Consider the following 14425-nt stretch of genomic DNA (forward strand, 5'->3'; position numbering starts at 1 on the left):
TTAGTGCTGATCAAACACTCCGGCATGTGCACCACCGTCCTCGACTTCAGACGTGGTCGTCACCTCCACGTCAGAAGGCGACAAAAGAAACACCTTGTTCGTCACCCGCTCAATCGACCCGGCCAACCCAAACACCAAACCCGCCGCAAAATCCACCAAACGCTTAGCGTCCGCGTCATCCAGATCCGACAGATTCATGATCACCGGCGTCCCATCACGGAACGCCTCTCCCACCTTCTTAGCCTCGTTATACGTACGAGGGTGAATGGTGGTAATGCGATGCACGCCCATGACCTCCACATCGTCAACTACCTCTGAAACAGGAACCCGACGCGGAAACTGCGCCACTTCAGCGTGATATTCCTCACTATCATGCACATCCTCCTGGGCAACCGCCGCAGCCGACGACACCGGCGCCGAACGACGGATAGGAGTAGGAGTATCTGCTTGCGAAGCCCCCCACTCATCCCCCTGAGCTTCCCGATCCGACACAACGGACGCAGCATGATGCCCCCTAGACCGGTGATCGCGACCATCCGCTGCGCCATCTGTGGCACGACGGTATCCGTTGGCGTACTCCTCGTCATAACGGTCGACCTCATCGGTCAGACCCAGGTACACCATTGCCTTGTGCAGGGCACCTGCCATCGCTCGCTCCTCATTGAATTCCACTTCACGTTTAATGGACCGAGTCTCCGGCCAACAACCACCCCCCACTGACTTTCACATCAATCAGCGGCACACCGGGGAGCCCGATGCGTGATTTCGCCTCAAACTACCCGTACGTAGACCGGGACCCCAGGATTGCGCTACCGACACGCACATGCGTGGCCCCCGCTTGGATAGCCTCTTCAAAATCGCCGCTCATCCCCGCGGAAAGCCAAGTGGCACTGGGGTGATTACACAAGAAACGCTCACGCGCACAGAACAGTTCCGCGAATGCGGCGGCGGGTTCAACGTTTCTTGGAGCGACGCTCATCAGGCCTCGTAGTCGCAAATCCTTGTGCTGCATTACAAAGTCAGCCAACCGAGCAAGCTCAGCTGGGGGAACACCACCCCGCCCGGGATCTTCAGAGATCGCCTCAGACGAACGCAGGTCCACCTGCAGCAGCACATCAAGCCTTCGCCCCGCTCGACTCGCAGCACCAGCCAAAGCCGTCACAAGCTTAGGCCGATCCACTGACTGCACGACATCCGCGTAGCGCGCAATCGAAACTGCTTTCTTCGACTGCACCTGACCAACGAAATGCCAACGAGGCAGGGATATCTCACCACACAAACGGGCAACTTCGCCAACTTTGGCCACAGCCTCCTGATCACGACTCTCCCCCACGTCAGTCACACCACACCTAACCAACGCCGCCACATCAGTCGCAGGAAAAAACTTCGTCACCACAACAAGCTGCACAGAATCAACAGAACGACCAGAACGCACGCACGCAGACTCAATCCGCCCACGCACCATCTCAAGGTTCCTGCGCAACTCACACTCACGCTCCACCAATGTGCCCTCTAACCCCTCACCCATAGCACCCGCCTTACTCACAACAGCCCTTCACACTGCCGGATCAAGCACCACAACCCCAGCAAAACGCCCAGTCACCTTATGCCTCCGAAACGAGTACAAAGAACTATCCTCCAGCGTGCACCCTGAAATCCGATTCACCTCAACCTCAGCCGCCCTCAACTCCATCTCCACCCCGGCAGCCACATCAATACCCGCGCTACCCCAGCGAGTCCGCGACCGCACCCCCGGACGAACCAACTCAGCCTCCCTCGCCAACTCAACAGGCACCTCATAACACTCACCACAAATCGAGGGACCAATCCAGGCCACAACCCGCTCCGCACCCAACTCACGCATCACAGTCACCGTACGCGTAGCCACACCAGACAACATGCCTCGACGCCCAGCATGCGCAACACCCACCACACCAGCACGCACATCAGCGAAAACAACCGGTACACAGTCCGCCACCAAAACCCCCAATCCCAGCCCCGGACGCGTTGTCACCAACGCATCTACATCTGCGACAGGCCTCTGTCCCCACGGCCCATCTACCACCGCAACATCATTTCCATGCACTTGATTCATGAACACCACCCCACCAGGCCCCGCCCCCATCTCACGTGCCAGGGCTACACGATTAGCCATCACACGCGCCAGGTCATCACCAACATGCCCCCCCACGTTGAACTCACCATATGCCGGCCCCTCCAGACCAGACTCCGGTAAATGCCCTCCCGCATCTGTGAACCCCCACGCAACTCGATGCTCATCATCACCGAGGCGATGATCCATCGGAAGAACTCCACACGCATACAACACAACATCACCCTCGAAATATGCGAAGAAGCGCTCCCTCAAGGGAGCGCTTCTTCGCGGTCAATGAACTACATCACTTAAGGAAATCTGGAACATCCAGATCATCACCCTCATCGAACGTAACCGTTCGTGGAGGACGCACTGCCTCACGATGCGTTTCAGCAGGAGCTTCCTGCTCAGCCTCCGGCTGCGCAGGGGCAGGACGCGGACTGATCGGCTGAGGCTGAACCTGCCCCGGACGTCCAGCAGAAGCCGCGGCCGCCTGCGGCTGACTAGGCACCATAGGTCGTTCCGCCTGCGGAGCCACCTGCTGAGCAGGACGCGGCGCAGAACGCGGAGGAGCCTGCTGCCCCTGCTGTGCAGAAGACCCCTGCGACTGCTGCTCACGGCGGGGCTGGGGAGTCCCCCCATCAAAACCCGCCGCAATAACCGTCACCCGCACCTCGTCACCAAGAGCATCATCAATGACCGCACCGAAGATAATGTTCGCTTCGGGGTGAGCTGCTTCCTGAACCAAACGAGCAGCCTCATTGATCTCAAACAATCCAAGATCACTGCCACCCTGAATAGACAACAGCACACCATGTGCACCATCAATGCTTGCCTCCAGCAACGGACTGGAAATAGCAAGCTCAGCAGCTTGCACTGCACGATCATCACCACGTGCCGACCCAATACCCATAAGAGCACTGCCAGCACCTTGCATAACAGACTTCACATCAGCGAAGTCAAGGTTGATCAGACCAGGCGTGGTGATGAGATCGGTGATGCCCTGCACACCGGAAAGCAACACCTGGTCTGCGCTGCGGAACGCATCAAGCATGGAAACCGCGCGGTCACTAATAGACAGCAAACGGTCATTAGGAATAACGATGAGCGTGTCAACTTCTTCACGAAGAGCACCAATACCCGACTCAGCCTGGTTGGCTCGACGGCGGCCTTCAAACGTGAATGGACGCGTGACCACACCAATGGTCAACGCACCCAAGCCTTTAGCGATTCGCGCGACAACGGGCGCGCCACCGGTACCGGTACCGCCACCCTCACCGGCGGTAACGAAGACCATATCGGCGCCACGAAGCGCCTCTTCGATCTCCTCGGCATGATCCTCAGCCGCTTTCTTACCGACCTCAGGGTCGGCGCCAGCGCCCAAGCCACGAGTAAGTTCACGACCGACATCCAGCTTCAAGTCGGCGTCACTCATGAGCAGCGCCTGCGCGTCAGTGTTGATCGCAATGAACTCGACACCCTTGAGGCCGACCTCGATCATCCGGTTGACCGCATTGACACCGCCCCCGCCGATACCGACGACCTTGATGACGGCCAGGTAGTTCTGTGGAGCTGCCACTGGGGGGCCTTTCGAGACGGAGATGTTAACGATGTGGCGAGTGATTTCACCTTCAGTAAAACCCTCGACTTCAAGTCAATGTTGAGGAGGTATTCCCGATCGCCTGATTCCCATACCGGTCGACTCCCCGGGGCGATCCCTCTTCTGACAACGATGCTGCCACTTCAGGAAGACCTATCCACGACATCAACGGGTTTCAGATGCAATACATCTTGACAGACGGACCGTCTGAGTTCTCGAGCGGTCGCTCTTGACCTCCACACCATCCTACGTGAGTTATACGCCTTGTCTACGCATTCCTAACACGCCGGGATGTCTCGACCTCCAGTTGATCCGTAGGGAACTCGCGGAAGAAACGATCCTTATCACCGCGTCGTTACAGGACTCAACGGAGCCGACAAATCCAAGGTTGAGATCTTTCCCCGCCGCATCAGCGGCTCCAATACAGCAGCCTTGACGCGCCCCTCTGAAGAGTCACCCCACATCACTCGAACCCCAGAGAGTTCAAATGAGCCACGCGCACTACCATCTACCTCGAAGTTCTTCACCCTGGCAACCAAACCAGCAGGCATAGAAGTTCCCACCGCAGCGGCAGTGGCAAGCGACCTAGAGTCACGCGGATTAGCAATTTTGACTGGAAGAACACCAGCGGGAGGCGCAGGCACACTCTCATACCCAACTCCAGCTTTATCAATCAATCGATATGCTCCCGAAGGCAAAGCAGCAGCAGCCACCGGTGTCCGCTCGGAAACCTCCACATGCACTCCATTTGGCCAGGCACGCCGCACCCTCACAGCAGAGAACAAATGCACCTGATCCACTGCATCACGCGCCTCCACAAGGTCAACCTCAACCAGAGGTTGACCCAAAAGAGACTGCGTCCGGTCCCGAATAATCGTCTCCCGATGCGCCGACGCCCCTCCAATGGTCACCTGATCCACACGAAACCAGTCACTTTGCGTCAACAGCCAATAAACACCCCCAGCGACCCCCGCCACAAGCAAAAGCCAGGCCACAAGACGCCACACCCGCAACCGCACACGACGCGCCCGCTGCACAAAACGTTTATGCGGAGTCACCTTCGGCTTCGCCGCCGCCTGCCCGGATCCTCGCGCCCCCGCGTCCTTAGCCCGTGATCGAGAACGCACCACACCACCTCACACAGAACGGTCAGCTAAACACGTCAGCAACGCAGGGCCAACCGTGGTCACATCACCAGCACCCACAGTCAAAACCACATCACCTTCCCGCACATGATCCGCCACAACCGACGCCGCATCAGACAAACACGCCACGAAGTGCACTCCTCGCCGCCCTGGCAAAGCAGAAAGATGCTCTGTGATTAAACGCCCACTCACCCCAGGCATCGGCTCTTCCCGAGCCCCATAGACATCCAAAACAAACACTTCATCAGCAGGGGCCAGCCCCTGAGCAAACTGCTCAGCAAAATCTCTAGTACGCGAATACAAATGCGGCTGAAAAAGCACAACCAGCCGCCCAGAACCCACCAATTCGCGCGCTGTCTGCACCAAAGCTCGAACCTTGCCGGGGTTATGCGCATAGTCATCAATAACTGTGACATCCCCCGACGAACCCTTAATTTCAAAGCGCCGCCGCACACCTCCATAACCGGCCAATCCGGCCACCCCGGCCTCAGGCGACACTCCAAGCCCTACTGTGGCGGCCGTCAATGCGGCCACCGCATCTAACACGTTGTGCAAACCCGGCAACGGCAGTTCAAGCGCAAACGCTCCCCCATCAGGCATACGCACACGTGCCCGACTCATCATGCCCACAAACTCGACTGCTTCAACACGGACGTCAGCATCGGCAGACTGCCCGTACGTGACCACCCGAATACCGGCCAGACCGGCTCGCTCGGCCAGGCGCAAAGCGCCTTCATCATCAGCACACGTAACCAGCAGCCCCCCCGGACGCATCGACATCACGAATTCCAGATATGCATCCTGAACCGCCTCAAACGTGCCGTAAAAATCCAGATGGTCCGGCTGCACATTCGTCACCACCGCCACGTCAGGCCGATAAGCGAGGAACGACCCATCCGACTCATCAGCCTCCACAACAAAAACATCACCAGCGCCCAGCTCTGCATTTGACCCCGTCGCCACCAAATCACCGCCAACGGCGAAAGAGGGATCCACACCTGCATCACGCAACAACGTTGCAGTCATCGCTGTAGTCGTGGTTTTCCCATTCGCACCTGCAATCGCAACGCGGCGAACATCCTTCGCCACACTCGCCAACGCCATCGAGCGATGCAAGACACGCAAACCACGCTCACGAGCCGCCACCAGCTCCACGTTGTCGTCACGAATAGCAGAGGAAACCACTACCGTTTCAACACCTTCCAGGTGAGCAACATCATGCCCGACATGTACGTCAACACCTGCCTGACGCAAACCATCGAGAACCGCAGAATCTTTGGCATCAGATCCGCTCACCGACAAACCCGCTGCACACAGCAGGCGCGCCACCGCAGACATCCCCGCGCCACCCACAGCCAGCACATGGGTACGCCCCAACTCAGCAACCGGCAAAACTTCACCCGTGACATCAAAACGCGTCGGCCTCATCGAACAGCACCCTTCGCTCCAGCAGCAATAATCATGTCCACCAGCTGATCATCAGCCGTGCGGACCCCTACACGCGCCGATGCATCAGCCATCAAAGAGAGCCGCTCACGGTCACGCATCAAAGGAATAACTGTCCCGGTAACCCATTCACGACAGACTTGAGCATCATCAACCAGCAAAGCCCCACCGACGGCAACCACGTCATCAGCGTTGATTCTTTGCTCCCCATTTCCAATCGGCAAAGGAACGAAAATGGCAGGCAGCCCCACCGCCGTCAACTCACAAACCGTATTCGCACCTGAACGGCAAACAACCAGATCCGCTGCCGCATAAGCTAGCTCGATACGATCTGCATACTCAAGAACTCGATAAGCCGGCCCATCCACCCGCAGATCAGGCTCAAACCCCTTACCGCCACCAGCCAAATGCAACACCTGTACTCCCGCCTCCTGCAGATCCCGCACAGAAGCAGAGAAAGCATCATTCAACCGCTTGGCTCCTAATGACCCACCCGTCACCAAAAGCACCGGCGCATCCCCGCGCAAGCCAAAATGAGCCAAAGCCTCATCCCGCAACGCAGCACGATCCAACCGTGTAATTTCTGCCCGCATTGGCATCCCGATATACCGAGCATTTGGAAGACTCGTTGAGCTGAACGTAGTCGCCACGAACTCCGTCATCCGCGAACCAGCTTTATTCGCTAGCCCTGGCCGCGCATTACCTTCGTGAACAACAATCGGCACGCCCCGGCGTTTAGCCGCCAAGTATGCAGGGGTAGACACGTAGCCACCGAATCCCACCACAACCTCAGCTTCCGTATCAAGGATTGCCCGATCGGCGGCACGAATTTCTTCCACTAGCTTCCCTGGAAATTTCAAAGCCGCGCGATTAGGACGCCGTGGAAAAGCAACCTTGGGAACAAAAGCCAAATCATAGCCACGAGCAGGAACTAAACGCGCCTCCAACCCTTCACGCGTGCCCAAAGCCGTAATTCGCACGTGTGGGTCACGTCGCCGCAACGCATCCGCCGTCGCCAACAAAGGCGACACATGTCCCGCCGAGCCACCCCCAGCTAATAGAACCGAAGCTGGCATCTTTACTGACTCACTACCCATATTCATCGACGAGGACCTCCATGTCTGCGCGGAACAGCCGCAAGAGTACGAATAAGCACGCGAGGACGTGCCTGCAATGCCCGACGAGCGGCTGGCTCATTTCTTGCAAAAGAAATAAGAATCCCCAACGCGCCCAAAGTAGTGACCAAGGCAGAACCGCCATAACTCACTAAAGGAAGAGGGACACCAATAATCGGCAATAACCCGATTACTGAACCAATATTGATGACAGCTTGCACCAAAATCCAGCTCATAACACCAGCCGTCACCAATCGAACAAACATGTCATCACTGTGACGAATCAAGCGATAGCACCCCAACGCCAAAGCACCAAAGAGGAGAAGAATCATTAATGTGCCAGCAATTCCTAGCTCTTCTCCTACAATCGCGAAAATAAAATCATTATGCGGCTCTGGGAGCCATAGCCATTTCTCCCGAGACCCACCCAACCCAAGACCTGACAACCCTCCGTCAGCCAGCGCAAACTGCCCGTGCCTCGACTGCCAGCACTGCAAAACGTTCGTGCAACTCAGCCAAGCATTAATACGTTCAGTTCGGTTACTCGACCCAACCACCAAAGCCAGAACTCCGACAGCACCAACTCCTGCCGAAATCGCAAAAAACTTCCACGAAATACCGAGAACCCACAGAATTCCAGCCAGCACAGCAAATAGAACTAGCGCTGTACCTAAATCACGACCAAGCAGCACTAAACCAACCACAACAAAAGCGGCCGGCATAAAGACTGGAATAACCACATGGCGCCAGTCGCCCAGCAGTTTTTTCTTTTTCGCTAAAACTGCAGCAGAAAACAAGATGAGAGCAACTTTGCCAATTTCAGACGGCTGTAACTGAACTCCAGCAATACTAACCCAGTTCCGGTTACCGTTTACCGTATGCCCCAGTGGCGTAAAGACCAGCATCTGCAAACAAACAGAAACAAAAAGAAGGGGCAATCCAATACGTTTCCAAAAGCGCACAGGCAATCGTGCTGTCACACATGCTGCCCCTACTCCCACCACAGCGAAAACACCTTGGCGGAAAAAAAGATTAAAGGGAGATTTATTGTTATTCAGCTGCGTGACAGAACTTGCCGACAAAACCATCACCAAACCGATGATGAGAAGCATGCCAGTCGCCGTGAGCAACAAGTAATACGTCGACAGCGGAGATTCCAGTCGATCCCACAATGACGGCCTCTCACGCTCTCGCTCACCGATGACTCGCTCTCGGTCACGCAGCTGTTTACTCATGGCTACTCAGACTCCCCGGCACACGTGTCACCAGCGAAACGTCTAACAGCCTCAGCAAAAGCATCCCCGCGAGCACCGTAATTAAGGAACATATCCATTGATGCCGCCGCAGGGGCCAACAAGACAACATCCCCTTGCTGCGCTAAAGCCGAGGCTTCACGAACAATGCGTTCCATAATCAGCTCCGAACTTTCCGGAGCCGCCTCGTCACCCACATCAATCACGGGAACGCAGGGCGCATAGCGTTCCAATGCATCCGCCAGAATCGCTCGGTCACGCCCCAGCAAAACCACACCTCGCAACCGATCAGCTCTGGTCCGCACCAGCTCATCGACGTCAGCGCCTTTAAGCAATCCACCTGCAACCCACACCACACTCGCAAAAGACCCCAAAGACGCAGCAGCCGCATGCGGATTTGTTGCCTTACTGTCATCAATGAACGTAACTCCATCAACGACTGCAACCTCCGCGATGCGATGTTTCTCTACTTCATACTTGCGCAGACCAGCCTGCACAACTGGAGCAGGAACACCAATCGCCCGAGTTAAAGCTGCTGCAGCCAATGCGTTAGCAACAAAATGTGGCGCTGGCGGCAGCGATCCCCGCGACAGATCAGTCAAAGTTCCGATTTCAGCTGCCGAATTAGCTCGGTCCTCGACAAAAGCTCGATCAGCCAACACATCCTCGACTACGCCCAACATCGATAGCCCAGGCATACCTAGGGTGAACCCCACTGCTCGGCACCCCTCGATAACATCCGCATCTCGAACGAGCTGCTCTGTGACAGGGTCCGCCCCGTTGTAAATGCACGCGATCTGCGTGTTTTCGTAAATTCTTCCCTTATCTGCCGCGTAGGCCTCCATCGACCCGTGCCAATCGACATGATCAGGCGCAACGTTCAAACAAACCGATGCAGCAGGAGAAATCGAACGCTGCCAATGCAGTTGAAAACTCGACAGCTCCACCGCTATCACTTGATACGGATCTGGATGCAAAACCGCTTCAAGAAGAGGCGTTCCCACGTTCCCTGCCGCGACCGATCTCAATCCCGCGGCAGAGAGAATAGAAGCAACCATTGTGACAGCCGTGGTTTTTCCATTAGTTCCAGTGACGCATAACCATGGCGCAGGGTTCTCCGCTGGCCGCATACGCCAAGCCAGCTCCACTTCTCCCCAAATCGGCACGCCTGCCTGGGCAGCATGAACAAGGAGGGAATTATCCGGCCTCCACCCGGGCGAGGTGACAACCAAATCAATCTCAGAGACTGTTTCCGGTGCCCCAATCGCAGCCTGACCTTCCTGACCCAATAAGGTTACAGCACCCAAGATCTGCAAAATTTTGGCTTTCTCAGCCAAAACACTCTCCGCAGGAGCCTGGGCACCATCCACCACCGTTACGCGCGCTCCTCGCTCCAGTAGCGCATCTGCAGCAGCAAATCCACTGACCCCTAGCCCCGCAACGAGTACTCGCAGCCCAGCCCAATTCGCATCGCGGTGAGTAAGGCCAGGACGAGGATCCAGTCCCACCACCGAAGTAGTGACAAATCCGCCGCTTTCACACGCTTGGACTGTTTTCTCGATCGATGAACCGCTCATACCTTCTGTCACGCTCACACCGTCCCTCCGGTCATCCATTCTGCGTAGAAAGCAGCCACACCCAAACCGCAGAACAAGCAAGCAATAATCCAGAACCGAATGACGATAGTTACCTCAGCCCAACCCAAAAGCTCAAAATGGTGTTGCAAAGGCGCCATGCGGAAAACACGCTTCTTACGAAGCTTAAAAGAAGCAACTTGGATAATCACTGACATAGTGATGATCACAAACAGACCACAAAGAATGACCGACAACAACTGTGTGCGTGAGGTAATAGCAAGCCCCACAACAGCACCACCAAGAGCCAGAGATCCCGTGTCACCCATAAAGATCCGAGCTGGAGAAGCATTCCACCACAAGAAACCAACACAGGCACCAAGAAGCGCAGCAGCGACAATCGCTAGATCAAGCGGATCAGGGGTGGGGTAGCACTTAGGCGATGGTGCAGGCATCCAACAGTTCTGATTGAACTGCCACAGCCCAATGAGCAGGTAAGAAGCGGCTACTGCTGCTGTAGCCCCTGTAGCTAACCCATCGAGACCATCGGTGAGGTTCACCGCATTCGTAGTTCCCGCAACCATCAAGTTCACCCATATGAGGTAAAGCACGATGCCGATCGCGGCACCGACACCCAGCTCACGAAAGTCGAATTCGGTATCACGAACAAAAGATATGGCCGTCGATCCGGGAGTTATACCATTTGCATTCGGAAACATGATAACGACTGCACCGAAAACAGAGGCAACCAAAGTTTGACCTACGAGTTTTTGCCATGCCCGTAAACCAAGACTTCGCGCCTTACTGATTTTAATGTAATCGTCAAGAAAACCAACTGTCCCCATACCAACGACGAGAAACAAAACTGCTAATCCGCTGGAAGAAACCGGATGCATCGTGACAATATGGGCAATTAAATATCCAAGAACAGTGGCCACAATGATGACCACACCGCCCATCGTGGGCGTTCCGCGCTTGGTGTGGTGACTTGTAGGGCCATCATCTCGAATAAACTGGCCGTAATGCTTTTTCACTAAGAATTTGATGAACCATGGGGTGGCGAACAACGCAACCAGGAGCGCTGTCCCGGCTGCAACAATGATGAGTCTCACGCGTTTCCTCCCCCTCGCACCAAATCCTCACCAAGGCGCCACAAACCTGCACCATGGGACGACTTGACGAGAACTAAATCTCCGTTTTGGAGCATGCTCTCGAGCTTCTCAAGTGCCGCTTCCACAGTAGCGACGTGCTGAATATGCAAATTCGGCGAACCAGGCAGAATCTCGCTATTGGCACCATCAACATAAGCCTCGACGCCAGAGCGTTCACCCACCGCCACGATTTCATCAATACCCAAACTAGCCGCCAATTGACCGACCGCTCGATGCTCAGCTTCTTCTTCATCACCAAGCTCGAACATTGCACCCAAAACGGCATATGTGCGGCGGCGTGTTTCGCCCTGTCCCGCCATTACCGAAAGGGTTCGGATGGCCGAAGACATGGATTCAGGGTTGGCATTGTAAGCATCATTGATCACGGTGACCCCATCGGGCCGATCATGACGCTCCATGCGATACCGGCTTGCTGGACGAGCTGTTTCCAACGCTGTCTTCAGTTCGCTTAAGTCCATCCCGGCCCACGTAGCAACGGCAGCAGCGGCGAGAGCATTCCAAACTTGATGGTCCCCCATGAGGCCTAAGTCAACGTGGATGGACTCCTCATCGATAGTCAGTGTGAAGGATGGGCACCCATCCTCACCGACGACGATGTGTGACGCACGGATATCGCTGCCTTCACTCGTGCCAAAATGAATAGTGCTGGCTTGGTCAGCTACTGACATCGCACTGACGAGCTCGTCATCGGCGTTCAGAACGGCAAGCCCGCCCTTAGGCAAAGACATAGGCAGTTCAGATTTTGCGCGTGCAATGGCTTCACGAGATCCAAATTCACCAATGTGCGCGCTTCCCACATTAAGGACCACGCCCACGCTTGGGTGTGTCATGGTAGTGAGGTAGTTGACATGGCCAATACCGCGAGCTCCCATTTCAAGCACAAGGTATCGGGTTTGCGGCGTAATCCGACACACAGTCAGCGGGACACCGACTTCAGAATTTAAAGAACCGACGTTGGCAACTGTGTTTGCCTGGAAGCTCAGAACATGCGCAATGAGATCTTTCGTTGTGGTTTTTCCGCTTGAGCCAGTGACGCCGATTACGGTGAGTTCACCTGTTGCCTCTTGTGTTTCGATGAGAAAAGAGGCCAGCGCTGCAAATGCATCCTGGACGTCGTCAACCTGAACGTAGGGAAGATCCTCGATAGGCGTGGTGACTAGAGCAGCCACAGCACCATTGTCTGCAGCAGAAGCTGCATAGGCATGTCCATCTGCATGCTCACCAATTCGAGCAATGTAAAGCGACCCTTCCTCAGCAGCGCGCGAATCGGTGACTACTGCCCCCTTCACGAGGATGTCAGCTGCTTCAGGAGAGCTCAGACGTCCTGAAGTGATGCAAGCGATCTTGCCTAAAGTAAGTGGAATCATCGATCCTCCTGATCCGATCCCAGATGTGAGGCCCACGCTGCCGCAATGGCTTCGCGGTCATCGAAAGGAATGGTTTCCGTCCCGATTGTTTGGGTGCTTTCGTGGCCCTTGCCAAGCACTGCAAGGATTCCTTGAGGTTCGAGGTGCCTGATTGCAGCTGCGATTCCTTCTGCACGACCTGCTTGTTCCAGCACAGTGGTGTGCGAAGCATTATGAGTGCCCGCGGTGACGGCAGATCGGATAAGAGCTGGGTCTTCGCAACGTGGATTGTCATCGGTGACGACAACAACATCAGCCAGGGCTGCAGCAGCGGCTCCCATAAGCGGGCGTTTCCCCGCATCGCGGTCGCCACCTGCCCCAATGACTGCAACGAGGTTACCTCCCCGCTGGTCGGCTCGAGCGCGCAGGGCAGTAAGAGTGGCAGTAATGGCGTCGGGCGTATGCGCGAAGTCAACATAAGCCTCTGGGGCGAGCGCATTCTCTGTACTGCTCAATGTCGGTGTGCGAAGAGGAACATTCTCCATACGTCCAGGAACACGAGGTCGGGCCCCCATGGCTCGTTCGATCTCGTTGACGGGAAGCCCTGAAGCGAGCAAGACAAGTGCAGCAAGTGCTGTGTTGACGCGGTTGTGCTCACCAGGCAGCGCACTGTTGAGCCGAAGTCTTCCTGGACCGGCGTGAGTACCTTCACGAACAAGTTCGAATGCGGTATCTGCTTTGTCTCCAGTAGTGACTAGGCGCCAGTCCGGGGTTGGCGTGTCTTCAGCAGCTGGTGATGTTTGGTCAGTTGTCGCGCGGGTGCTGTCGCTGAAAGACGGGGTGGCAAGTGTGATGGTGGGAATGGTCGATTGCTGGGCGAGGCGACGTCCCCAAGCGTCATCGATGCAGATGACTCCCGTCGCAGCGTGCTCAGGGGTAAAGAGGCTGGCTTTGGCTTGGAAGTAGTCCTCCATGGACTCGTGGAAGTCGAGGTGATCTTGAGAGAGGTTTGTGAAAACTGCGGTGTCGAAGCGGATAGCGTCAGCGCGGTGCAGTGACAGGGCGTGGCTGCTTACTTCCATCACGCAGTGACTGACTTCGTGCTCTCGCATGAGTGCCAAAACACCCTGGAGTTTGGGGGATTCAGGTGTGGTGTGTGAGCTGCGCAGGACGCTACCTGCAATACGGGTTTCGATGGTGCCGATGAGTCCGGTGGTGCGCCCGAGCGCCCTCCATGCAGATTCGACAAGGTAGGCAGTAGTGGTTTTGCCGTTAGTTCCGGTAATACCGACCATGCCTAGGTGAGCGGTGGGGTTGTTATAAATAGCTGCTGATACTGCACCTAGAACGGCTCGTGGATCCGGAACCACAATGAGCGTGGTGTTGCAGTTAGCACTTAGTTCGGCACCGTGGGGGTCGGTAAGGATTGCTTGAGCACCCGATGCCACTGCTGCCTGTGCGAACTGCGCCCCATGCACATTGGCTCCAGGAAGCGCAGCGTAGAGGTCACCGGGTTGCACTTCGCGGCTATCAAGGGTGGCTCCGGTAAGGAGTTTATCGGTTTCGGTTATTGCACCGCGTAATTTGACGTCGACGCCGGTACCCCGGATGAGATCGACGATCTGCGCGATCGATGTGCCTGATACATGTTCTGGCCGGTTCACTGTGATCACCACGTG

General features: G+C 56.0%; 12 protein-coding genes. All 12 read right to left on the bottom strand.

The window, feature by feature from the left end; translation table 11 throughout:
* A complete protein-coding gene (locus AC2T9U_RS08025; protein ID WP_493695757.1) occupies positions 1–648 on the bottom strand; it encodes a cell division protein SepF in 648 nt (215 codons plus the stop codon).
* Between the two features lie 127 nt (positions 649–775).
* Complete coding sequence (locus tag AC2T9U_RS08030) at positions 776–1546, bottom strand: YggS family pyridoxal phosphate-dependent enzyme (protein WP_258553085.1); 771 nt, start codon at positions 1544–1546, stop codon at positions 776–778.
* 9 nt (positions 1547–1555) lie between these two features.
* Positions 1556–2302 (bottom strand): purine nucleoside phosphorylase YfiH/LACC1 family protein, encoded by a 747-nt coding sequence (locus AC2T9U_RS08035; RefSeq protein ID WP_493695758.1) that lies wholly within the window; start codon positions 2300–2302, stop codon positions 1556–1558.
* A gap of 97 nt (positions 2303–2399) precedes the next feature.
* Entirely contained in the window at positions 2400–3674 is a 1275-nt protein-coding gene (gene ftsZ, locus AC2T9U_RS08040; protein ID WP_115029661.1) for a cell division protein FtsZ, read from the bottom strand.
* 365 nt (positions 3675–4039) lie between these two features.
* Positions 4040–4822 (bottom strand): cell division protein FtsQ/DivIB, encoded by a 783-nt coding sequence (locus AC2T9U_RS08045; protein WP_493695759.1) that lies wholly within the window; start codon positions 4820–4822, stop codon positions 4040–4042.
* A 9-nt stretch (positions 4823–4831) separates the two neighbouring features.
* Positions 4832–6268 (bottom strand): UDP-N-acetylmuramate--L-alanine ligase, encoded by a 1437-nt coding sequence (gene murC / locus AC2T9U_RS08050; protein ID WP_493695760.1) that lies wholly within the window; start codon positions 6266–6268, stop codon positions 4832–4834.
* Positions 6265–7389, bottom strand: a complete 1125-nt coding sequence (gene murG / locus AC2T9U_RS08055; protein ID WP_258553084.1) for an undecaprenyldiphospho-muramoylpentapeptide beta-N-acetylglucosaminyltransferase — start codon at positions 7387–7389, stop codon at positions 6265–6267. The genes murC and murG overlap by 4 nt, the downstream gene beginning before the upstream one ends.
* Positions 7386–8513 (bottom strand): putative lipid II flippase FtsW, encoded by a 1128-nt coding sequence (gene ftsW, locus AC2T9U_RS08060; RefSeq protein ID WP_493695761.1) that lies wholly within the window; start codon positions 8511–8513, stop codon positions 7386–7388. Before ftsW ends, murG begins: the two co-directional genes overlap by 4 nt.
* A gap of 125 nt (positions 8514–8638) precedes the next feature.
* Positions 8639–10231 carry a UDP-N-acetylmuramoyl-L-alanine--D-glutamate ligase gene (murD, locus tag AC2T9U_RS08065; protein ID WP_493695762.1) on the bottom strand — a complete coding sequence of 531 codons (1593 nt, stop codon included), beginning with the start codon at positions 10229–10231 and terminating at the stop codon, positions 8639–8641.
* Between the two features lie 14 nt (positions 10232–10245).
* A complete protein-coding gene (mraY, locus tag AC2T9U_RS08070) occupies positions 10246–11340 on the bottom strand; it encodes a phospho-N-acetylmuramoyl-pentapeptide-transferase (RefSeq protein ID WP_208302525.1) in 1095 nt (364 codons plus the stop codon).
* Positions 11337–12767, bottom strand: a complete 1431-nt coding sequence (locus AC2T9U_RS08075; RefSeq protein ID WP_493695763.1) for a UDP-N-acetylmuramoyl-tripeptide--D-alanyl-D-alanine ligase — start codon at positions 12765–12767, stop codon at positions 11337–11339. Before AC2T9U_RS08075 ends, mraY begins: the two co-directional genes overlap by 4 nt.
* The gene (locus AC2T9U_RS08080; protein WP_493695764.1) at positions 12764–14422 is read right to left on the bottom strand and encodes a UDP-N-acetylmuramoyl-L-alanyl-D-glutamate--2,6-diaminopimelate ligase; all 1659 of its coding nucleotides are present in this window, start codon (positions 14420–14422) and stop codon (positions 12764–12766) included. The genes AC2T9U_RS08075 and AC2T9U_RS08080 overlap by 4 nt, the downstream gene beginning before the upstream one ends.
* Between the last annotated feature and the right edge of the window lie 3 nt (positions 14423–14425).

The organism is Dermatophilus sp. B7861-1, from assembly GCF_058996045.1.